Genomic DNA, 21,369 nt, shown 5'->3' with positions numbered 1-21,369 from the left:
CGGTTCAGGCGGGTTCGGCGAGCAGCGGGGTGGCGGGCGTGAGGCGCCGGGTGAGCCGGGGGAGCAGGTCGGCGATGGGCTGCGGACGGTGCGCGGCGATCCCCGGCGGGGCGGGCGCCAGCGGAACCAGCAGGTCACCGGGCGCGGGCAGCCCTTCGGCGCCGTCGGAGGCGATGTCGTGATGCAGCCACAGGGTGAGCATGTACAGCTCGGGAACGGACAGCAGTCGTGGCTGGTAGGGCGTGGCGAGCGACTCGGCCTGCGCCAGAGCCTGCTCGGTCGCGGCGACATAGGGGCCGCCGCAGAACCGCGCGAAGGTCCAGCCGTCCGCGGTGAGCATCGCCTCGGCGGTCGCCACGGCACGCTCCCCGCCGCGGACCAGGAAGCGCCAGCCCGCCAGTCGGGTCTGCGGCATACCGCCGGCCCGGCTGACGTCGTCCCAGACGTGGACGGGCAGCGGGTGGTCGGGGCTGAGCGGACCCTGATGGGCGCGCAGCGCGGAGACCGGGGCCTCGCGGACCGCGGTGGGCGAGCCGAGGGCGGCGAGAACGCTGCGCAGGGCAGGCGCGGGGGCAGGGGGGAGGTGCAGCGGCATGGTGGGTCGCCTCTCACTTCGGAGACACGGTGGAGCGTGGCAGGTGCAAACGACGCTGTCTGCGTGCGGGGTCAGAGCGTGGCCGGCCGGGGCTGCGGCCCGGCGAGGTCAGTCGCTGTGCCCCGTGCCGATGAGAACACCGAGACGCTGGGCGCCAAGTCTCTGCCTCGTAAGCGGAGTTTATACGACGTATGTTCTGAAAGTGTTTCGTCTACCGGCCTTGTGGATTTCCGGCAAGATGAAATCCAGACCCTTGAGTGAGGTGCTTTCCGCCGCTTTGTGCAACGTTTTACGGCGTCACCTCACATTTCCTCGGCGGCGCGGTAGGCCGGATCTCGTCGGTGTTTCTCACGAAGGAAATGCGGAAGGCGATCGCCGCCGAGATATGCCTATGGGAGGTGCCGGAGGCTGGGCCACTTCGAGCCTATCGGTACCGGCGTGCCGCTGCGGCGTTATCGATCAGATTGCCGGGGCATCATCGACCGTAGCGTGAGCCCCGGTGGAGTCGGGGAAGGCCCCAAGCGGCCCGTGGTCACGGGTCGTTCACTCGAGGAGGGACCCTTCGATGGGGGAGAAGGTCGCCGCGGACGGGATCGACCTGGCGGACCGGGAGCGTTATCGAAGAAAGCTTCACGAGTGTCTTGAGGGATTGCGGAGGCTCCTGGAGGAGGAGAGGTTCGACCGGCCCAAGAATCTCATGGGGCTGGAGATCGAACTCAATCTGGCCGGCGCCGACGGGCTGCCCCGCATGATGAACTCGCAGGTGCTCGAGCGCATCGCCAGCTGCGATTTCCAGACCGAACTCGCCCAGTGCAATCTTGAGGTCAACATCCTGCCGCACCGATTGAGCGGCCGGGTCCTGGACCAGCTCGCCGAGGAACTCCGTACGGGACTCGCCTACGCCGAAAGGAAGGCGCGCGAGGTCGCCGCCCGGATCGTGATGATCGGCATCCTGCCCACCCTGCACGCCACCGACCTCACGGCCGCCAGCCTCTCCGAGAACGACCGCTATGTACTGCTCAACGACCAGATGCGGGCGGCCCGCGGCGAGGACTTCGCACTCGATATCCGGGGCGTCGAGCATCTGGTCTCCCGCTCGCCCTCGATCGCACCGGAAGCCGCGTGTACCTCGGTCCAGCTGCACCTCCAGGTGACACCGGGCCGCTTCGCCGCTGTCTGGAACGCCGCCCAGGCCGTCGCCGCGGTGCAGGTGGCGGTCGGCGCCAACTCGCCGTTCCTCTTCGGCCGTGAGTTGTGGCGCGAGTCCCGGCCGCCGGTCTTCCAGCAGGCCACCGATACCCGTGTGCCCGAGCTGCAGGCCCAGGGGGTACGCCCCCGCACCTGGTTCGGCGAGCGGTGGATCGACTCCGCATACGACCTGTTCGAGGAGAATCTGCGCTACTTCCCGCCGCTGCTGCCGGTGTGTGGACCGCAGGAGCCGCTGCGGGTCCTCGCCGAGGGCGGGGCGCCCGACCTGGCCGAACTGGTGCTGCACAACGGCACGATCTACCGCTGGAACCGCCCCGTCTACGCGGTCGCCGACGGGGTCGCGCATCTCAGGGTCGAGAACCGGGTGCTGCCGGCCGGCCCCACCGTCGCCGACGTCATCGCCAACACCGCCTTCTACTACGGACTGGTGCGGGCGCTGGCCGAGGAGCCGCGCCCCATCTGGTCGCGCCTCCCGTTCGCCGCCGCGGCCCGCAACTTCGACGCCGCCTGCCGGTACGGCATCGACGCCGCCCTGGACTGGCCCCGTCCCGGACGGGCCGGCGGCATCGCCGAAATCCCGGCCGTACGGCTGGTGCGCAGGGAACTGCTGCCGCTGGCGGCCCGCGGGCTGGACGCCTGGGGGGTGGAACCGGCCGATCGTGACCACTACCTCGGCATCATCGAGGAGCGCTGCCGGCGCCGGGTCAACGGCGCGTCCTGGCAGGCCGCGGCCTGCCACCACGCCCGGCGCCAAGGCCTGGACCGGGATGCGGCGCTGGCCGCGATGACCCGGCGCTACAGCGAGCTGATGCACACCGGGGAGCCGGTGCACACCTGGCCGGTCGCCTGGCCGGTGCGTGGGCGGCCCGCCGTACGGGAGCCACAGGAGGCGGCGGCCGAGGGGGCGTAGCGAGGCGGGGCGGCGGACAGCGCCCGGTGGCTGCCGGTGCGGCCGACCGGGTTCCGGGGCCGCCGCCCGGGGGGCTCAGCGAGGGCCCTTGCCGCCCGCCGCCAGGAGGGCCTTGAGGATCACCTGGTGGATCTGCGACGGGTCGCTGACCTGGTGCGCCGATCCGCCGGTCGGCGCCACGACGCGGTCCAGGGCCGAGGTGTCGGCCGCCGGGCCGATCGCGAGGGCGATCAGCGGCACCGGCTGTTTGGGGTCGGACAGCTCCTTCAGCTTGTCGACCAGGGCGTCGAGGCCGAGGCTGCCGGCGTCGTCGTTGGCGCCGTCGGTGACGATGACCAGGGAGTTGAGCTTCCCGCTCGCATACGAGGCGCAGGCCTCCCGGTACGCGGCGAGCGTGGTGTCGTACAGGCCGGTGGCGCCACGGGGCACCGGGGCCAGCGAGCTGAAGGCGGCGGTGAGCGCGTCACGGTGGGTGCCGCCGGCCGTCTCCCGGTCGCCGAGCCGGCCGGTGGGGGACAGCTCCACATAGTCCTTGTCGCCGTCCAGGAAGGTGGCGAACTTCCACAGCCCGATCTCGTCCTCGGGTGTGAAGGTGGCCAGCGCCTGGAGCAGGGACTTCTTGGCGAGATCCATCCGGGACCGGCCGCCGCCGCCCGGGACCGGGCTGCCCATCGACGGCGAGGCGTCCACGACCGTGGTGAGCCGGATGTTCTGCACCGTGACCGTCCACATGCCCATCAGCGCCTGGAGTTCCTTGACCGTCGGCGGATCGGCGGGGTCGGCGGAGTACGGCTGCGGAGCGCGCCCGCCGGCCGCGGCGGTCACCTTCGGGTCCGCCTTGCCGTTGCCGGCCCGGAAGCCGTGCTCGCGCAGCGTGCGCTGTCCGTCGGTCTCGCCGAGCAGCGTCATGAAACGGTTGGCGGCGCGGGTCTGCTCGGGGCTCATCTCCGCGTCGTCGACCAGCGTGTACGGGTAGTCGAGCCGGGCCGCGCCGTCCTGGGGGTAGAACAGGTCCAGGTCGGGGCCGCCGCCCGTCCCGGTGTTGTGGGCGTACGCGGCCTGCTCCGACAGCAGCAGCGCCTGGTTGCGGCGCGGATTGTCCTGCTCCGCTCCGGAGCGGTCGCGCGGCAGGGTGGCCAGCGCCTCTCCGTCACCGTCCGCGATCCGCTGGTGGAGAAGCTTGGCCGTCGCCGCGGTGCGGGTGTCGGCCTCGTCGCTGTCCTCGGCGTCCTTGGCATTGGCGGCGCTGACCCGGGCCAGTGCGAGCAGCCCGGTGGCGCTGCGGGACGGGTCGGCGACGCCCAGGCGCAGTGCGTCGCCTGATGTCACGGTCCGGGTCAGCTTCGTCCAGCTGTAGGTCTTCTCGGGCCAGCCCAGCGACGTGGCGGTCCCGGGGACGGCGCCGAGCGCGATCGGGGACGAGGCGATGGTGCCGGCGGCGGTCAGGGGGGTGCCGCGCTCCGCGTCGACCCGGTCCACCCACAGGCTGGAATCCGGTATCCATACCTGGAATTCGGGGTCGACGGGCCGCTGCCCGAACGCGTCGGCGAGGTCGTTCGAGGCGCGCGCGGTGACCCTGACGTCCAGACATCTGCCGTCGGTGCGCGTCGCGTCCTCGCGGGCGGTCTTGGCCACCGCTTTGAGCGCCGGGGCGATATCGGGCGAGGCGGCCACGTCGAGCCGCGCCGACCGGCCGTCGCACGGGCCCCCGAACGGGAGCAGACCGCTGCGCAGCGCCACGACCGAGCCCGCGGCGACGGCCAGCACGAGCCCGGTGGAGATGACGATGGTGCGCCGACGTACACCGGAGCGGGCCCCCGTGTGCTCCGGTGCGGAGCCGTCGGGCAAGCTGTGTCGTCCCATTGCGGTAGCGCCTCGCCTTCTCGGAGCTCGATCGGGATTCGATGGGGCGAGGGAGCGCGCCACGTGGATGGCGCCCGTCCCCGGCCTGTCGCGCGCGATCTTCGTACCTGCTGTCGAGACCCTAGCGGGGTGGTGGTGGCGAAGAGGCGGTAATGCGGAAGTGGAGGAAGCGTGCAGTCGGATACAAGTCCCGTGGCCGATGCGGACGTTCCAGGTAATGGGCCCGGTACGGGAGCAGGGGCGGGGCCGGCCGAGGGCCCGTCCCGGAACATCCTGCGCAGCGAGACGCTGATCGTCCTCGCCCTCTCGCTGGGTGCCAGCGCGGTGTCGGCACTGATCAGCTTCATCGGATCGCTGACCAAGCCCGGCGGCCTCAAGCATCAGGCGGCGACGCTCAACGGGTCCCATGCGCCCGGCCGGCCCTGGCTGGATCTCGCCTGGCAGCTGTTCGGTATCGCGACGGCCCTCGTCCCCGTGGTGCTGGTGGCACATCTGCTGCTGCGCGAACGGGCCGGCGGGCTGCGGGCGATCGGCTTCGACCGGCGGCGGCCCGGCTTCGACCTGGGGCGCGGTGTCGCGCTGGCGGCCGTCATCGGCGGCAGCGGGCTGCTGCTGTATCTGGGTGCGCGGGCGGCCGGATTCAATCTGACGGTGGTCCCCGAGGCGCTGCCGGCGGTGTGGTGGAAGATCCCGGTGCTGATCGCCTCCGCGGTGCAGAACGCCGTACTGGAGGAGGTCATCGTCGTCGGGTATCTGCTGCGCAGACTGGGGCAGTTGGGCTGGTCCCCGGTGGCGGCACTGGTGGCCAGTTCGGTGCTGCGCGGCTCCTACCACCTCTACCAGGGCATCGGCGGCTTCGTCGGCAACATGGTGATGGGCGTGATCTTCGTCCTGCTCTACCGGCGATGGGGGCGGGTCGGGCCGCTGGTCGCCGCCCATGCCCTGATCGACATCGTGGCGTTCGTCGGCTATGCGGTGCTGGCGGGGCACGTGGGGTGGCTGCCGACGGCGTGAGACGGGCGAGGCGCGGGGCACCGCCGATGCCTGCCGCGCCTCCTGGAGACCGCTCCCGCCGGGGCCGGCTCAGCCGGTGACCAGCAGCTCGCCGTCGATGACCGTGACCGCCGAGCCGGTCAGCAGCGTACGGTCGCCGCGCAGCTCGGTCCGTACGAAGCCGGTGCGGGCGGCACCCTGCAGGCCGACGAGTGCGTCCCGGCCCAGGCGCGCCGACCAGAACGGGGCGAGCGCGGTGTGCGCGCTGCCCGTCACCGGGTCCTCGTCGATGCCCACCCCGGGGAAGAAGCAGCGCGAGACGAAGTCATAGCCGCCGTCGGGGTTTTCGGCGCGCGCGGTGGTGATCACCCCCCGGCCTCCGTGCCCCGCCAGCGCCGTCAGGTCCGGGCGCAGCGCCCGTACGGACCTCTCGTCGGCCAGCTCGACCAGGAGATCCCCGACATCGGGACCGGTGTCGTGCGCGGAGCGGATCTCGGTGCCCAGCGCGCCCGCGACGGCCGGCGGCACCTCGACGGGCGTGAGCGGGGCGGTCGGGAAGTCCATGGTGATCGCGCCGCCGGAGCCGGTCGCCGTGGTCAGCACTCCGCTGCGGGTGCGGAAGCGGACCGTACCGGTGGCCGTCCCGGTGGTGTGCAGGACATGTGCCGTGGCCAAAGTGGCATGCCCGCACATGTTCACCTCGGCGGCCGGGGTGAGCCAGCGCAGCGCCCAGTCGGCGTCACCGCCCTCGGGCAGCGGATGCGCAAAGGCGGTCTCGGAGAGATTGACCTCGGTGGCGACCTGCTGCAGCCAGGCCGTATCGGGAAAGGCGCCGGAGTCGAGAAGCACGACTCCCGCGGGGTTGCCGGTGAACGGACGCTCGCTGAAGGCGTCGACGATACGAATCCTCATGGCCGCGAGCGTAGAGGTGCCGCAAAGCCGCAGGCCAAGGCCAATTCGAGGGAATTGGCCACAGTTGGCCGGCATGGCGGCGGCCGTCGGTGGCTCGCCGGTTGTGTGCGCGATGTTCCCGGGGAGGCGTTCAGGGGCTTGCTTCGACGAACAGTCCCGATATATCGTTGAGGCATCGCAATAGATCAACGATAGAAAGCGAGGACGCCATCATGCGTTCCCAAGGACACGATCACGGACATGAGCACCGGCATGAGCACTGCGGCCCCGGGCGCCATGGCGGCCGCGGCGACTTCCCGGGCGGCTGGGAGCGGCGGCGCGCCGCCTTCGGCCCGTTCGGCCCGCCTTTCGGGGGCCCGCCGTTCGGCGGCGGCCGGGGGCGCGGCGGACCGCGCGGCCGGGCGCGGCGGGGCGATGTGCGCGCCTCGATTCTGGCGCTGCTGAAGGACCGCCCGATGCACGGCTACGAAATGATCCAGGAGATCGCCGAGCGCAGCGGCGGGGCGTGGAAGCCCAGTCCCGGCTCGGTCTATCCGACGCTGCAGCTCCTGGAGGACGAGGGGCTGATCGCCAGCGCCAGTGAGGGCGGCAAGAAGCTGTTCTCGCTGACGGACGCCGGGCGCACCGAGGCCGACAGTGGCTCGGACGCCCCCTGGGAGGACGCCGGCCGTGGCGTTGACTGGGAGGCGATGAACGAGATCCGCAAGGCGGGCGGCGGCCTGGTCGAGGCGTTCCGTCAGGTGTGGGCCACCGGCAGTCCCGAACAGCGGGAGAAGGCCATGGCGGTGGTCAACAAGGCGCGCAAGGAGCTGTATCTGATCCTTGCCGAGGAGGACTGAGCGAGGGGTGACGGGGGTGCGGGGCCTTCGGGGGCCGGTGCGTGTGGGGGCTCCCGAGGGCTCAGGTGACCAGGGCGGCGAGCTTGCGAAGTGACTCGTTCAGCGCGGCACCCGCCGAGTCCCTGAGCTTGCCGGCCATCAGGGAGACCGCGGCGCCGGTGAACGTCCCGTCGATCCGGACGGCCGTCGCTGCGCCGTCCGGTGTGAGCTCATAGCGCATCCCCAGGTTGACGCCCATCGGGCCCTTGCCCTGGATGTCGAGCAGCCGGCCCGGCTCCAGCTCCCGCACGGTCCAGACGACCTCCGCGGGAAAGCCCATCAGCTTCATGTTCTCCTCGTACCCCGCGCCGACCTCGAGCGATTCCGGGCCGCCTTTGGGGAAGGCGGTGTGGGTGGCGTTCCACTCCCCGTACGAGTCGAAGTCGGTGAGCCGGTCCCAGAGCTTCTCGGCCGGCGCTTCGATACGGGCCTGCGCGGTGACTTCGGCCATGCGAGCACCCCTTCGGTGACGGTCCTGGCTGGTGCCGCGGAACGTAGCCCTATGGGGGTGAAGGTTCAATACCGATGACCGAGCTTTGCTGATGAGGCGTCAGTTTTGAGGTGCCCCCCGTGGTGGGCCGCGACGGATGCGTGGTCGCCCCGGGCCCGCATGTCCGGCCTCCACGTTTCCCTCGCATCTCCTCCGTAAGGATGAGATGGTGTGCGGCCGTGCCCAACCACCGTGGGATACGCAAATGCTCCCCGCCGGGGATGATCCGGCGCCCAGAGGCTGGTGGGGTGGGTGCTGTGCAAAACCGTACTGCGTACAGTGGTGGCGACGGGCCCGCCCAGGAGGAGCTCGACACCCGGCTCACCGTCGAGCTTGCGACGGTCGTATCCGCTGCCCGCAGGCGGGCCACCCGCGACGGCGACCGGCAGGTCGACACCGCGCATCTGCTGCACGGCCTCCTGGAATCGGACCCCGCCGTACGCGACTCCTTCGACGGCGCACCGCAGGTCGCACGGCTGCTGGGCTACCTCGTCCAGCGCAGCATCGGCTACGGGCTCCAATGGCACGGCACGATCGAGGACTCCGGAGCGGTCCCCATGGTCGCCGAGGGCGGGGCCCCGGGGTGGTCACCGGCCGCGGCCGCCGCCATGGACGGCGCCCTGGACCGCGCCCATTCCCGCTACGACACCTGTGCGGGCTGCCTCGACCTGCTCGCCGCTTTGGTGGACGACCCCGAGTCCCGGGCCGTCGAAGTACTGCGCCGGGCCTCCGTCGACACCGCCCGGCTCGCCGCCCGTCTGGACGGGGAACGCCCCGGTCGTGTCTGACGGGAACGCCCCGGCCAGGAAGGACAGGGGTATCGGGGGGTGGCACTGCTGACGACGGCTGCCATGATGACCGGATGCACGCGACTTCGGGGAGCCCGGCAGGTCCATCGACCGGGCCGGGCCAGGGAACTCCAGGGTCCTGGGGGACCCAGCCGTCACCACCCGCCCTCCGGGCGAGCCATGGCGAGGCGTCCCGGGGACGCGGCGCCGGCCTCGGCATCGCCCTGCTGTCCGCCCTCGCCTTCGGCGGTTCGGGCGTCGCCGCCAAGCCCCTGATATCCGCCGGTCTCGAACCGCTGCATGTCACCTGGCTGCGGGTCGTCGGGGCCGCGCTGGTCATGCTGCCGGTCGCCTGGCGCCACCGGGATCTGCCGCGCCGCCGGCCCGCGCTGCTCGTGGGCTTCGGGCTGCTCGCCGTCGCGGGGGTGCAGGCCTGCTACTTCGCCGCGCTCTCCCGTATCCCCGTCGGTGTCGCGCTGCTCATCGAATACCTGGCTCCTGCCCTCGTGCTGGGCTGGGTCCGCTTCGTTCAGAAACGGCCGGTCACCCGTGCCGCCGCGGTCGGGGTGGTGCTGGCCGTCGGCGGACTGGCCTGCGTCGTGGAGGTCTGGTCCGGGCTGAGCTTCGATGCCGTCGGACTCGGCCTCGCGCTCGGCGCGGCCTGCTGCCAGGTCGGCTACTTCGTGCTCTCCGATCACGGCAGCGACGGCGACGACTCGGTGGACCCGCTCGGCGTGATCGCCTACGGCCTGCTGATCGGCGCCGTCGTCCTCACCGCCATCGCCCGCCCCTGGGGCATGCGCTGGCCGGTGCTCGGGGGCAGCGCGCAGATGAACGGTGTCCAGGTGCCCGCTGTCCTGCTGCTCGCGTGGATCGTGCTGATCGCGACGGTGGCCGCCTACCTCACCGGAGTGGTCTCGATCCGCCGGCTCTCACCACAGGTGGCCGGGGTGGTCGCCTGCCTGGAGGCGGTCATCGCGACCGTCCTTGCCTGGGTCCTGCTCGGTGAGCACCTCTCCGCGCCGCAGATCGTCGGTGGGGTGGTGGTGCTGACCGGCGCCTTCATCGCGCAGTCGGCCAAGCCGAAGGCGACGGAGACGGTGCGGGTGGCGGGTGCCGGTGCCGGGACGGGGACGGCGGCGGGCGACGGGACGGGTGAGGGGGCTCCGGGTGACGGGGTGTCCCCGGCATCGTCGGCCTCCTCGGCGCCCTAGTAGCGGACACGCCCTGGGCCCCGTCGCTCCGGGAGCGCTCCGGGAGCGACTTGTCGGCCGGTCCGAGCGTGACGTAGGGTCACGATCATGCATTCGACTGTGCTGCCCCCTCCCGCCGCGTAACGCGGGCGGCGGCCTCCGAGGAAACCCCCGGCTCGGGACGGTTCCCGAGCTGTTTCGTCGCTGCCTGCACACGGGACCACGCGACCACTCCACGGCGCACCGCGCCGTCCTGGATTTCCCGGAGCACCTCTGTCATGCATGCCACTCCTTCCTCCGCCCTGCCCGTGGGCCGGGGGCTGCTGTACGTGACGTTCGCCGCGACCGCCTGGGGCACGGCGGGCGCGGCCGCCGCGCTCCTCTACCGCGGTAGCGGACTGGGCCCGCTCGCCCTCACCTTCTGGCGCACCTTCGGCGGCCTGGTCCTGCTGCTCGCCGTACGGGCGCTGCTGCGCCGCCGGTCCGGTACCGCCGCCGTCCGGGCCCCGTACGAGCCGCTGCGCCGGCGGATGACCCGGGTCGTGGTGACCGGCGTCGCCCTCGCGGTCTTCCAGGCCGCCTACTTCGCGGCCGTCGAAGCCACCGGCCTGGCCGTGGGCACCGTCGTCACCATGGGGGCGGGGCCCGTCCTCATCGCCATCGGGGCGCGCGTGACGATGGGCGAACGGCTCGGCGGGGGCGGGGTGCTGGCCGTCGCCGGGGCGCTTGCCGGGCTGACGGTTCTGGTCCTCGGGGGCGACGGGGGCGCCACCGTCCGTCCCGCCGGCCTCGGTTATGCCCTGCTGTCCGCGGCCGGCTGTGCCGCGATGACGCTGGCCACCCGACGGCTGGGCAAGGGCGGCGGCAGCGATCCGTATGCTGCGACGATCGGCGCGTTCGCCGTCGGTGCGCTGTGTCTGCTGCCGCTCGCGGCGGCGGAGGGGCTGTGGCCCCAGGCCCACGATCTGGGCCGCAGCCTCGTGCTGTTGGGCTATATCGCCGCCGTGCCGACGGCGCTGGCCTACGGGCTGTACTTCGCGGGGCTGGCCGCCGTCCGGGCCGCGACCGCGTCCGTGATCTCGCTGATCGAGCCGGTGTCGGCCGCGGTGATCGCGGTGCTGTTCCTCGGGGAGCGGCTCACGACGGGGACGGTGGTCGGCACCGGCGTGCTGCTGACGGCCGTGGCTGCGCTGGCGGTGACGGAGGCGCGCGGAGCGGTGACGGCGGCGCGGTCCGCGGCGCCGGTGGCCGGCTGAGACCCGGGCCCGGCCGGTTGTGCCGACCGGGCCCCGCCGGTTCGACGGCCGGGCGCCTGCCGACGAACCGGCGGGGCAAGTAACGGGGCGGGGGCGCCGTTCAGGGGCGAGGCGTGCCGGTGGCCGTGAGCCGGCGCTGCTGGTGGGTGCGGGCCGCCGCGTCCCCGGGGCCGTCCCGTTCGGCGAGGTGCTCCGAGACACGCTGTTGGACGGCCTCGCTCCGCTTGCCTCCGTACTTGAACTTGGCGCGGACCTCGAGCACTTCGAGGCGCAGGCCGCGGATACCGGACAGCAGCCGCCCGTACGGAGCCGCACCGGCGGTGACCGGGGCCGAGCCGCCGTCCGGCTGGAAGTGGCCCAGCTGTCGCTGCAGCAGCGCCGCCTTCGCCTCCGGGTCGTCCACCACATGCGCGGTGCAGATCAGCTGGACCGCGGCGTAGAAGCTGGTGGGGACGCCGTGCTCGGGCGGCTGGTCCTCGGCCGCCTGCCAGGGGCCGGGGATGAAGGTGTAGTCGTCCACCACGCTCAGCAGCACCGTCGGCCGGTCCTCCAGCGCGCCCCAGAGGGGGTTGGGGCGGGCCAGGTGGGTGACGGCCTCGCGCCGGGACGGGTCGTAGGCGAAGTGCAGTGGTTGCAGCATCGGCGGCTCGCCGGGCGGTCCGTTGACGGCCAGCTGGCCGAAGTCGTGTGCCGCGAGCCACTGTTGCCACTCGGTGTCTTCGGTGGGGGCGTCCCAGGGATGGATCAGCACGGTCGCTCCTCAGCGGGCGGAGAGGTATGCCGGCTCGGGCGTGCCCGGCGCGAGATCGTCGGACGCTATGGGGGCGCCGTAGACCGGTGACACCGGGAGGACGCCGCTCCAGTACGGCAGCGCCAGGTCCTCCGGCTCGTCGTTGGGGCCACCGCTGCGGATCTTGGCGGAGACCTGGCGCAGATCGAGCCGGATCACGGCGGTCGCGGCCAGTTCCTTGGCGTTGCCCGGCCGGGAGTCGGCGGCGCGGCCGGGCAGCACATGGTCGACGAGCGCGTCGAGAGCGGCCTTCTTCTCCTCGGGGTCGGTCACCTCGTGCGCGGTGCCGTGCACCACGACGCAGCGGTAGTTGATGGAGTGGTGGAACGCGGACCTGGCCAGCACCAGACCGTCGACGTGGGTGACCGTGACACACACCTCCAGGCCGGGATCCGGTGCCTCGCCGGCCATCCGCAGCGGGCGGGACCCGGTCGATCCGTGCAGATAGAGGCGGTCCCCGACGCGGCCGTAGAGCGTCGGCAGGACGACGGGGGAGCCGTCGCGGACGAAGCCCAGATGGCAGACGTATCCCGTGTCGAGAATGGCGTGCACCGTCTCGTGGTCGTAGGCCGCACGGTCACGGGCGCGGGTGGGGGTCGTGCGCGCGGTCGGTTCGTAGGCCTCGGTTCGGGACATTGCCAACTCCATTGAACTAGTGCATAATAAAGTTTGTGCTAGGAGAGTATCGGATTGAAGGGCGGCGCGCATCGGAGATTGCCGCCAGCGTCGAGCGAGCCGTCGGTGCGGGCGAGCTCCAACCGGGCGAAGTCCTGCCCCCGCTGCGGGAGTTGGCCGTCTATCTGGAGGTCAATCCGAATACGGTCGCGTCCGCATACCGCACGCTCCGTGACCGCGGGGTGATCGAGACGGCGGGCCGGCGCGGCAGCCGGGTGCGCCCTCGCCCCGCGAGTACGCCACGTGAGGCGCTGCGGGCGGAGGTCCCGCCCGGCGTCCGCGACGCCTCCGGCGGGAATCCCGACCCGTCCCTGTTGCCCCCGCTCGAACGGGCGCTTGCGGAGGCCGCGGCGCGCAGCGCCCGGCGCCCCGTGCTCTATGGCACACCTGCCGTGGACGACGATCTCGCGGCCCTCGCGCGGGCGGCGTTCGCCGACGACGGGGTGCCGGCCGGTCCCGTCGCCGTCACCAGCGGTGCCCTGGATGCCATTGAGCGGGTGCTGGCCGCTCATCTGCGGCCCGGCGACACCGTGGCGGTGGAAGACCCGGGGTGGGGCAGCCTGCTGGATCTCATCCCGGCGCTCGGACTGCGCCCCGCCCCGGTCGGGGTGGACGACGAAGGCCCGTTGCCGGAGCCGCTGGCGCGTGCGCTCCGGGACGGTGCCCGTGCCGTCGTCATCACCGACCGGGCGCAGAACCCCACCGGAGCCGCCGTCAGCCGCGCCCGCGCCACCGAACTCCGCACGCTCCTGTCCGCACACCCCGGCGCCCTCCTCATCGAGGACGACCACGGCCACGGCATCGTCGACCTTCCGCTTCATCCGCTCTCCGGCGTCACCGACCACTGGGTCCTGGTCCGCTCGACGGCCAAGGCGTACGGACCTGATCTGCGGCTGGCGGTGCTCACCGGCGATGCGCTGACCATCGACCGGGTGCGGGGCCGTCAGGGCCTCGGCCCGGGCTGGATCAGCCATCTGCTCCAGGACACCGTCGTCCATCTCTGGCGGACGTCCGCGGTCGACCCGGAAGCGGTGGCCGGAGCGTACGGGCGACGGCGTGACGGGCTGATACGGGCGTTGGCGGAGCGCGGGGTCCGTGCCCGGGGCCGCAGTGGCATGAACGTGTGGGTACCGGTGCCGGACGAGACCGGTGCGGTGGCCCGGCTCCTGCACTCCGGCTGGGCGGTGGCCCCCGGCGCCCGCTTCCGTCTGCAGTCCCCGCCCGGCATCCGTATCACCGTCTCCGCCCTCTCCGATGACGACATCGACCCCGTGGCGGACGCCGTTGCCGCGGCAACGGGGGTGGGGGAGGCGCGGCGGTACGAGTGAGGGGAGACGGTAGGGGCTGACGGAACCGTGTAGAACTACCGGGGATGCTGCGGCGGTTGGCCCGGGAGTGCGGGGGAGCATGTGCGGGAGCCCCCGCGCCGGGGCGCGGGGGCTGGGAGGCGCGGCCTCGGCGCCCTGGCGCGCCGTCAGTCGCTGGTGGAGCCGGGCCGGGGGAGTGACGGGCTGTTCGGGCGGGGCTTGCTCTGTGTGAGGGCGGCGCCGGCCAGAACGATGAGGGCGCCGACCGGGGTGTTCCAGCTCAGCTGTTCGTGCAGAAGGGCCACTCCGGCCGCGGTGGCGATCACGGGGATGAAATACGTGACCATCTGGGCGGTGGTGGGACCGATCTCGGCGACCAGCCCGTACTGGATGAGGAAGGCGAAGCCGGTGCCCAGGGCGCCGAGGGCGAAGACGGCGAGCAGCGGGATGATCGGGTAGTCGGCCGGTGCGGTGGTGAACAGGGGTGTCACCACGGCCAGTTGGGCGGTTGCCAGCAGCAGCTGGGCGCTGGACATGGACAGGTGGGAGTGCTGGACGCCCGCCAGGGTGCGGCGGACGTAGATCCAGCCGATGGCGTAGCTGAGCGAGGCGCCCAGCGCCATCGCGGTGCCCGTCAGATCCGTGCCCGCGAAGCCCTGCCAGGCGCCGAGCACGGTCAGCACGCCCAGGAACCCGAGGCCGAGCCCGGCGACCCGGCGCCGGCTGGGGCGGTCCTCGGAGAGCGCGACGACCGACAGCGCCATGCCCCACAGCGGGGAGGTGGCATTGCAGATGCCGGCCAGTGTGGAGGGGATGGTCAGCTCGGAGTAGGCGAAGAGGGAGAACGGCAGCGCATTGAGGAAGAAGGCGGCGACGGTGAGATGGGCCCAGGTGCGGGGGGAGCGGGGAAGCCGCTCACGCTTGATCACGACCATGGCCAGCAGCACCAGCGCACCGAACGCCACCCGGCCCAGCGTGACCTGCAGTGGGGCGAAGCCCTGGGTGCCCACCTTGATGAAGAGAAAGCTGAAGCCCCAGATCAGCGAGAGGACGGCGAAGCGGAGCTGCCAGCCGCGGGCCCGACCGGTGGTCTTTGGGGTCGGGGTGCCCGTGCGGGGCGAGGCCGCCGCGGTTGCCGCGGCGTGCTCGTCGCCGGCGTGGCACGCGGTCGTGGCCGGAGAGTTCGTGGTGTCGGCGGAGGCGGTGGGTGCGCCGGTGGCGGTGCTCATGACGACCACGATGCGGCGTACAACTTCGTAGCACAAGCGAGATTTCGTGGCGGGTATCGCTTAGCATTGCTTATATGTTGAACCTTGATCGCCTACGGACGCTGAGCGCGATCGCCCGGCACGGGTCGGTGAGCGCGGCCGCCGACGGACTGCATGTGACGACCTCGGCCGTCTCGCAGCAGATCGCCAAGCTCGAGCGGGAGACCGGACAGCAGCTGCTGGCGAAGAACGGGCGCGGGGTCCGGCTGACCGACGCCGGACGGCTGCTCGCCGACCATGCGACGCGCATCCTCTCCCAGGTCGAGCTGGCACAGGCCGAGCTGGAAGCGCATCGGGGCCAGGCGGTGGGCGAGCTGCGGCTGGGCGCGTTTCCTACCGCGGCGCGAGGACTCTTCCCGGCCGCGCTGGTCGCCCTCCGGGCCGAGCACCCACAACTGCGGGCGCGGCTGACGGAGATGGAGCCGGATGAATCGGTACGCGGCGTGGTGCGCGGCGATATCGATCTGGCGGTCGTCCTGGACTGGTACAACCGGCCGCTGTCACTGCCGGAAGGCCTGGCGAAGGCCCCGCTCCTGGACGATCCGGCCGATGTGGCCATGCCGTCCACGCATCCGCTCGCCGGGCGGGGGTCCGTGGAGCTGGAGGAATTCGCGGAGGACGAGTGGATCTCCTGGCCGCAAGGGGAGTTCTGCCACGACTGGCTGATGTTCACCCTGCGCAGCAAGGGCGTGGAGCCGCGCATCGCGCACATGGCCGAGGAGCACCACACCCAGCTGGCCCTCATCGCGTCCGGGCTGGGCGTCGCGGTGGCGCCGCGGCTCGGCCGCGGGCCGGTGCCGGAGGGGGTGAGTGTGGTGCCCGTCCGTCATACGATGCGCCGCCATGTCTATGCCATCTGGCGCGCGGACGCCGACCGCAGGCCGTCGATCCGTGCCGCGGTGGGGGCGCTCCGCGCGGCCGGGAAGCGTGTGGAGGGCCGCTGAGGACGGAGCTGCCGGCAGTCTCCCGGCTCCGTTCAGGGCGGTGGGACGATCCCGCGGATCACGCCCAGTTCCAGCAAGTCCTGCGGGCGGATGCGGAGTTGGTCGGCAGTGTCGTGGATCTGCGCTTCGTCGCGCTTGAGGATGGCCGCGGCCAGCTCCGGGGCGATCACGGAGAAATAGCTGTCCGGTGTCGCCCACAGCCGGTCCGGCGCGGCAAGGGCCAGTGCGCCGCCCGAACCGCCCTCCCCGATGAGCAGGGAGGTGACGGGCACCTCGACGGTGGCGAGCGCCGCGAAGGCATCGGCGATGGCCGCGCCGGCCCCGGCCCGTTCGGCCGCGGCGTCGTTGGCGGCGCCCGGGGTGTCCACGAGCGTGAGGACCGGTAGGCCCAGCCGGCCGGCGAGCCGGACCAGACGCGCGGCGGTACGGAAGCCGGCCGGACGGGTGGCCGTGCCGCACTGGGCGGCGAACGCGATGGTACGGCCCTCGTGATGGCCGAAACCGCACCGTATCCCGGGGTCGACGCCGCCACAGCGGTCGCCACTGATCTCCTCCCGGTCGTCGAAGTACGCGTGCAGATACGCCTCGGCCCGCGGCCGCCGGGGCTCGCGGGCGCGGACCACCGCACCCCAGCCGGTCTCCGGCAGCCCCGGCGCTCCGAGCGCATACGGCGGGGGCGCCGGCTCCACGGTGCTAGTGCGGGACTCAGCGGGCGGGCACAGCAGTTGCAGCCACCGCTGGAGCGTGCCCCGCAGCCGGTCGGGCGGGACGACGGCGTCGATCTGGCCGGAGGCGAGCTGCCCCTCGGCGCAGTAGGCGGAGGGATCGGCGGCTGGGGGGCGCACCCGCGAGCCCGCGAAGCCGACCTGTGCCCCGGGAAGCGCGAGGATCACATCGGCGGCCGCGCCGAGGGTGGCCCAGCCGCCGCCGGTCGTCGGATCGCGCAGTACGGCGATCTGCGGCAGCCCCGCGGCGCGGTTCAGCGCCGACTGCCGTGCCACCCGCTGGAGTTGGGTCAGCGCGCGCATCCCTTCCTGCATCCGGCTGCCGCCCGTCGCGATCAGCGAAACGACCGGCAGGCCGCGCTCGCGGGCGTGGGTGTAGGCGGCCTCCAGACGGTCGCCGGTGCGCTCGCCGAGGGAGCCGCCCAGATAGCGGAACTCGAAGGAGATCACGACCGTTTCCCTGCCGCCCATCGTGGCCAGGGCCGTGACCACCGACTCGTCCTCGCCGGTCCGTGCGTGGGCGCGGGCCCGTGCGTCGTCGTAGCCGCGCCAGCCGAGCGGGCCGTCCGGTGCGGACGGAGCCGCGGCCGGAGTTTCGCGGCCGGCGGGAACGGCCGTTTCGGTGTACGTGTCCGCCACTGCCGCGATGGCTTGACGAGCTGTCAGCCGGGCGCACGGTATCGCGGTGGCAGCGGTGGCAGCGGTGGCAGCAGTGGCCGAAGCCCGGCCGTCGGCCGCGGCGTCGTTGGCGGCGTCGGCGCCCTGGCCGCCGTCCACACCGTGGCGCCCTTTCCCGTCCCCGGCCCGGTCCCCGTCCCCGGCCGCGCCGCGGCCGTCGTTACGCACGGAGCTCACGCTTCAGGATCTTGCCCATGTCGTTGCGCGGCAGGGTGTCCAGGAAGTGCACGGTGCGTGGCCGCTTGTGCGGCGCGAGCTGGCGGGCGACATGATCGGCGAGCTCCGGGCCGGAGGGTGCCGGGCCTGCGTCCGGACCCGTCTCCGCCACGACCCAGGCGACGATCCGCTCGCCGAGGTCTTCGTCCGGCGCGCCGGTGACGGCGGCCTCGGCGACCCCGGGGTGGGCCAGCAGCGCATTCTCGATCTCGCCCGCACCGATTTTGTATCCGCCGCTTTTGATCAGGTCGGTGGCCTTGCGGCCCACGATGCGGTAGTTCCCGCCGGCGTCCCGGATCGCCATGTCGCCGGTGCGGAACCAGCCCCCGTCGAAGGCTGCGGCGGTGGCATCGGGGCGGTTGAGGTACTCGACGAAGAGGTTCGGGCCGCGGACCTGGATCTCGCCGACCGTCTCGGCATCGTTCGCCTCGATGACCTGCCCCGCCTCGTCGACGAGACGGACGTACACCCCCGGCAGCGGCACTCCGACCGTGCCCGTGGCATCGGGGCCGTCCGCCCGCACGCTGGTGTTCATGAGCGTTTCCGTCATGCCGTAGCGCTCGATCACCCGCCGGCCGGAGGCCGCCGTGATCCGCTCATGATCGGTCAGCGGCAGCGCGGCCGAGCCGGAGACCAGCAGCCGGGCGCGGGAGAGCGCCTTGGCGAGCGCGGGGTCACCGCCGGCCTCGACGGCCAGGCGGTGGTACATCGTCGGTACGCCGAACAGCATCGTGCCGTCCGCGGACAGCTCACGGACCACCGCGTCGGTGCTGAAGCGTCCCAGGTGGTGAACGCTGCCACCGCGGCGCAGCGGTCCGAGGATGCCGAGAATCAGGCCGTGGACATGAAAGAGCGGCAGGGCGTGGACGAGGACGTCGTCGGCGGTCCACTGCCAGGCGTCCTCCAGGGCATCGAGGGTGTGCGCAATGGCGCGCCGGGGGAGGACGACGCCCTTGGGCGGCCCGGTCGTACCGGAGGTGTAGACGATCAGGGCCGGTGCCTCGTCGCCCGGTTCGTACGGCAACGGGGCCGGCTCGGCGTCCTCGGGCGGCTCCGCGGCCTCGATGTCGACGCGGTGCAGTGCGGCGAGCGGGCCCGGCAGGTCGGTGCCCGGCTCGGCCAGGACGAGCGATGGCGCGCTGTCCGTCACGATGTGCGCCAGCTCGCTTTCACCGATCTTCGGATTCACCGGCACCACGGACACTCCGGCGAGCAGGGCGGCCACCACACCGACCGAGGTCTCCAGCGTCGGCGTCGCCCAGACGGCGATACGGGTCTCACCGGCAATCCGCTCGGCGAGCGCCCCCGCCACCGACGCCAATTGGCGATAGCTGAGGGTGCGGTCACCGAAGCGCAGCGCGGGCGCGGGCGAAGCGTCACGCAGCGCGGGGAAGAGCACGTTCACCGGATCTCCTTCGTACTCGTCGGCGCCCGGTCCGTCGCGGCCGGGCCGTCCCGCTCCGGCGCCCCTGCCGGTACCGAACGGGCTGACCCACACCACTCTCGCAGAGACCACCGACAACGCGATCACATCCGGATGATCGATCCCCGCCGTCCGCGGTGACCGTCCCCACACCACCCCTCGCCCGCGCCCCGACACTCACCCCGGGATCTTGCGGAAGTCCCACGACGCGACCGACTCCGGCGTCAGGCGCAGCCAGGCATGGCGGCCGTCGTGCGGCATGTCGGACATCCCGAAGTACTTGTCCGCGAAGAGCCGCTCCGGGGCGTCGAGCGCGGGGCAGGGCTCGCCGGTGCGCGGCGCCTCGCCGACGAAGTCCGCGCGGCCCGCCAGCTCGGCCCCGCGCAGCTCGCCGTACTCGTGCCCGTCGTCGACGACCACCGCGATCCGCGGGTCCGTGCGCAGCTGGGCCCACCGCTTGCTGCGGGTGATCGAATACAGCCACAGCGCCGTGCCGTCCCAGACGAACCAGAGCGCCCCGACGTGCGGCGCTCCGTCGCCGCCCACCGTCGCGACCCGGCAGGTGCGCTGCGCCGCGAGAAACGCGTCGAGCTCGCCCTGCGTCATCATGATCCGGCGCCCGCGCCGCTGTGTGTCGGCCATCGTTCCTCGCCCTCCGCCGTGTGCCCCCGCTCGTGGGGCACTGACCCGCTTGCCTGACACCGACCCCGATACCTGACTGGGTGTCAGAAATCATGAGGGCTCTTCCTGACGTGCGCAATGCCCGGTACCCTCGCCCGGCTCGGACAGGCCGGGAACAGGTCCGCCAGGGGCCGCCTCCGAGGAGTCACGTCCGGCAGCAATCACGTCCGCCAGAGGGGAATGCGATGTCTTCGGGCGCAGCACGGCTCATCGAGCAACTGGATCCGGCCTCCACGGTGCTGCTCACCGTCGAGTGCCAGCGCGGCGTGGTCGGCCCGGACAGCGCGCTGCCCGAACTGGCGGACGCGGCCCGCAAGTCAGGGGCGCTGGCGAATGTCGCGCGGCTGGTGACGGCCGCCCACGACACCGGCGTCCAGGTGCTGCACGCCGTGGCCGAACGCCGTCCCGACGGCCGCGGCGCCAGCCACAACGCCCGCCTCTTCAAGGCGGCCGAGCGGCTGCCCGTCCAGCAGCTCACCGGGTCCACCGCGGTACGCATCGCCGATCCGGTCCCGGTCTCGGCGGACGACCTGGTGGTACGCAGACTGCACGGCCTCTCGCCCATCGCCGGCACCGAGGTGGACGCGCTGCTGCGCAACTTCGGATGCCGGACACTCATCGTCACCGGGGTGTCGGCGAATGTGGCGATCCCCAATGCCGTGTTCGACGCGGTCAATCTCGGATACACGGCCGTGGTGCCCGCGGACGCCATCGCGGGGGTGCCTGCCGACTACACACCCGCGATGGTCCGCAACACCCTCGCTCTGGTCGCCACCGTCACCACCACCGATGACATTCTGACCAGCTGGAGACGACCGCGCCGTGGCCGCTGAGCCGTGCCCGCCGCCCTGAGCGGCGGGCGGCCTGCGGCCCGTTCCGTCAGTCCAGGGCCACCGAACCGCCCTTCACGTTCACCTTGGCGGGCGCCAGCCCCTTGGTGGCGGGGCCCTTCTTCACGCTGCCGTCGGTGATGTCGAACTTGCTGCCGTGGCACATGCAGTTGATGGTGCCGCCGGAGACCTCGCCGACGACGCAGCCCGCGTGGGTGCAGATCGCGGAGAACGCCTTGATCTCGCCGTCCTTCGGCTGCGTGACGACGACCTTGTCGGCCTTGAAGATCTTGCCGCCGCCCGAGGGGATCTCCGAGGTCTTGGCGAGGATGGTGCCGCCACCGCTCCCGCCGGCGGCGCCGTCGCCCCCACCGCTCCCGCCCGAGCTGCCGGCCTGATCGCCGCCCTCGGCCTTGGAATCGCCGCTCCCCGCGTCCGCCGTGCTGCCTCCGCAGGCCGCGAGCGCCGCCGTCAGTCCGGCCGCGCCGACCGCCGCGACGACGGTCCGCCGGGCCGCCCCGCGCCCGGCCGGCGCCTGGTCGGTCCCCTCCGTCGCCGTCATCGCTTCGGTCTCCGTCCGCTCCGACGCTGCCTGTCGAGCCATGGTGTGCCTCCGGTTCTTGGTGGTGCCTTCGGTGCGCGTTGTGCTCCATGGACGTTGCACAAGGTCCATACGGAGGGACGGCCCGGCGTGTTCAATGCGGATGCGTTCTCTCGGCAAAAGCGACGAGCCGGCGGTGAACCA

At 72.5% G+C, this 21,369-nt stretch carries 20 protein-coding genes; 9 read left to right on the top strand and 11 right to left on the bottom strand.

The window, feature by feature from the left end; translation table 11 throughout:
• Positions 1–4: 4 nt before the first annotated feature.
• Complete coding sequence (locus ACWGI6_RS31280; RefSeq protein ID WP_453270621.1) at positions 5–595, bottom strand: hypothetical protein; 591 nt, start codon at positions 593–595, stop codon at positions 5–7.
• Between the two features lie 565 nt (positions 596–1,160).
• Here ACWGI6_RS31280 and ACWGI6_RS31275 point away from each other — a divergent pair.
• Complete coding sequence (locus tag ACWGI6_RS31275; protein ID WP_453270620.1) at positions 1,161–2,714, top strand: glutamate-cysteine ligase family protein; 1,554 nt, start codon at positions 1,161–1,163, stop codon at positions 2,712–2,714.
• A gap of 75 nt (positions 2,715–2,789) precedes the next feature.
• Here ACWGI6_RS31275 and ACWGI6_RS31270 read toward each other — a convergent pair whose 3' ends face one another.
• Positions 2,790–4,577 carry a substrate-binding and VWA domain-containing protein gene (locus ACWGI6_RS31270; protein ID WP_453270619.1) on the bottom strand — a complete coding sequence of 596 codons (1,788 nt, stop codon included), beginning with the start codon at positions 4,575–4,577 and terminating at the stop codon, positions 2,790–2,792.
• A gap of 192 nt (positions 4,578–4,769) precedes the next feature.
• Between ACWGI6_RS31270 and ACWGI6_RS31265 the strand changes: the two genes are divergently transcribed.
• The gene (locus ACWGI6_RS31265) at positions 4,770–5,591 is read left to right on the top strand and encodes a CPBP family intramembrane glutamic endopeptidase (RefSeq protein WP_453270618.1); all 822 of its coding nucleotides are present in this window, start codon (positions 4,770–4,772) and stop codon (positions 5,589–5,591) included.
• A 69-nt stretch (positions 5,592–5,660) separates the two neighbouring features.
• Here the strand turns inward: ACWGI6_RS31265 and ACWGI6_RS31260 are convergent, their stop codons facing one another.
• Entirely contained in the window at positions 5,661–6,482 is an 822-nt protein-coding gene (locus tag ACWGI6_RS31260) for a PhzF family phenazine biosynthesis protein (RefSeq protein ID WP_453270617.1), read from the bottom strand.
• Between the two features lie 212 nt (positions 6,483–6,694).
• Here ACWGI6_RS31260 and ACWGI6_RS31255 point away from each other — a divergent pair, with 212 nt between their 5' ends.
• On the top strand, positions 6,695–7,321 hold the full coding sequence (locus ACWGI6_RS31255; protein ID WP_393909869.1) for a PadR family transcriptional regulator: 627 nt from the start codon (positions 6,695–6,697) through the stop codon (positions 7,319–7,321).
• A gap of 61 nt (positions 7,322–7,382) precedes the next feature.
• Here ACWGI6_RS31255 and ACWGI6_RS31250 read toward each other — a convergent pair whose 3' ends face one another.
• On the bottom strand, positions 7,383–7,811 hold the full coding sequence (locus ACWGI6_RS31250; RefSeq protein ID WP_453270616.1) for a type II toxin-antitoxin system Rv0910 family toxin: 429 nt from the start codon (positions 7,809–7,811) through the stop codon (positions 7,383–7,385).
• A gap of 296 nt (positions 7,812–8,107) precedes the next feature.
• Between ACWGI6_RS31250 and ACWGI6_RS31245 the strand changes: the two genes are divergently transcribed.
• The 3 genes from ACWGI6_RS31245 (at position 8,108) to ACWGI6_RS31235 (ending at position 11,087) form a co-directional block, all read left to right on the top strand.
• A complete protein-coding gene (locus ACWGI6_RS31245; protein ID WP_393909871.1) occupies positions 8,108–8,638 on the top strand; it encodes a Clp protease N-terminal domain-containing protein in 531 nt (176 codons plus the stop codon).
• 74 nt (positions 8,639–8,712) lie between these two features.
• Positions 8,713–9,852, top strand: a complete 1,140-nt coding sequence (locus tag ACWGI6_RS31240; protein WP_453270615.1) for an EamA family transporter — start codon at positions 8,713–8,715, stop codon at positions 9,850–9,852.
• A 257-nt stretch (positions 9,853–10,109) separates the two neighbouring features.
• Positions 10,110–11,087 carry a DMT family transporter gene (locus tag ACWGI6_RS31235; RefSeq protein ID WP_453270614.1) on the top strand — a complete coding sequence of 326 codons (978 nt, stop codon included), beginning with the start codon at positions 10,110–10,112 and terminating at the stop codon, positions 11,085–11,087.
• 100 nt (positions 11,088–11,187) lie between these two features.
• On the opposite strand, the gene ACWGI6_RS31230 is transcribed toward ACWGI6_RS31235, so the two are convergent.
• Positions 11,188–11,838: an FMN-binding negative transcriptional regulator gene (locus ACWGI6_RS31230; RefSeq protein ID WP_453270613.1), complete on the bottom strand. Its 651-nt coding sequence runs from the start codon at positions 11,836–11,838 to the stop codon at positions 11,188–11,190.
• 9 nt (positions 11,839–11,847) lie between these two features.
• Complete coding sequence (locus ACWGI6_RS31225; RefSeq protein WP_453270612.1) at positions 11,848–12,513, bottom strand: pyridoxamine 5'-phosphate oxidase family protein; 666 nt, start codon at positions 12,511–12,513, stop codon at positions 11,848–11,850.
• Between the two features lie 35 nt (positions 12,514–12,548).
• Between ACWGI6_RS31225 and ACWGI6_RS31220 the strand changes: the two genes are divergently transcribed.
• Positions 12,549–13,880, top strand: a complete 1,332-nt coding sequence (locus ACWGI6_RS31220) for an aminotransferase class I/II-fold pyridoxal phosphate-dependent enzyme (protein WP_453270611.1) — start codon at positions 12,549–12,551, stop codon at positions 13,878–13,880.
• Between the two features lie 146 nt (positions 13,881–14,026).
• On the opposite strand, the gene ACWGI6_RS31215 is transcribed toward ACWGI6_RS31220, so the two are convergent.
• Positions 14,027–15,088, bottom strand: a complete 1,062-nt coding sequence (locus ACWGI6_RS31215; RefSeq protein ID WP_453270610.1) for a DMT family transporter — start codon at positions 15,086–15,088, stop codon at positions 14,027–14,029.
• Positions 15,089–15,162: 74 nt separating this feature from the next.
• Between ACWGI6_RS31215 and ACWGI6_RS31210 the strand changes: the two genes are divergently transcribed.
• Positions 15,163–16,071 carry a LysR family transcriptional regulator gene (locus ACWGI6_RS31210; RefSeq protein WP_453270609.1) on the top strand — a complete coding sequence of 303 codons (909 nt, stop codon included), beginning with the start codon at positions 15,163–15,165 and terminating at the stop codon, positions 16,069–16,071.
• Between the two features lie 32 nt (positions 16,072–16,103).
• On the opposite strand, the gene ACWGI6_RS31205 is transcribed toward ACWGI6_RS31210, so the two are convergent.
• From ACWGI6_RS31205 to ACWGI6_RS31195, 3 genes are all read right to left on the bottom strand, one after another.
• On the bottom strand, positions 16,104–17,444 hold the full coding sequence (locus ACWGI6_RS31205; protein ID WP_453270633.1) for a carboxyl transferase domain-containing protein: 1,341 nt from the start codon (positions 17,442–17,444) through the stop codon (positions 16,104–16,106).
• A gap of 190 nt (positions 17,445–17,634) precedes the next feature.
• Positions 17,635–19,095, bottom strand: a complete 1,461-nt coding sequence (locus tag ACWGI6_RS31200) for an acyl-CoA synthetase (protein WP_453270608.1) — start codon at positions 19,093–19,095, stop codon at positions 17,635–17,637.
• Between the two features lie 195 nt (positions 19,096–19,290).
• A complete protein-coding gene (locus ACWGI6_RS31195; RefSeq protein WP_393909880.1) occupies positions 19,291–19,755 on the bottom strand; it encodes a pyridoxamine 5'-phosphate oxidase family protein in 465 nt (154 codons plus the stop codon).
• Positions 19,756–19,979: 224 nt separating this feature from the next.
• On the opposite strand from ACWGI6_RS31195, the gene ACWGI6_RS31190 reads away from it, so the two are divergent.
• Positions 19,980–20,627 carry a cysteine hydrolase gene (locus ACWGI6_RS31190; protein ID WP_453270607.1) on the top strand — a complete coding sequence of 216 codons (648 nt, stop codon included), beginning with the start codon at positions 19,980–19,982 and terminating at the stop codon, positions 20,625–20,627.
• 46 nt (positions 20,628–20,673) lie between these two features.
• Here the strand turns inward: ACWGI6_RS31190 and ACWGI6_RS31185 are convergent, their stop codons facing one another.
• Positions 20,674–21,186 (bottom strand): Rieske (2Fe-2S) protein, encoded by a 513-nt coding sequence (locus tag ACWGI6_RS31185; protein ID WP_453270632.1) that lies wholly within the window; start codon positions 21,184–21,186, stop codon positions 20,674–20,676.
• Positions 21,187–21,369 lie beyond the last annotated feature (183 nt).

It is taken from the genome of Streptomyces sp. NPDC054786 (assembly GCF_053611685.1).
This window is presented reverse-complemented; position numbering and strand designations above follow the sequence as displayed.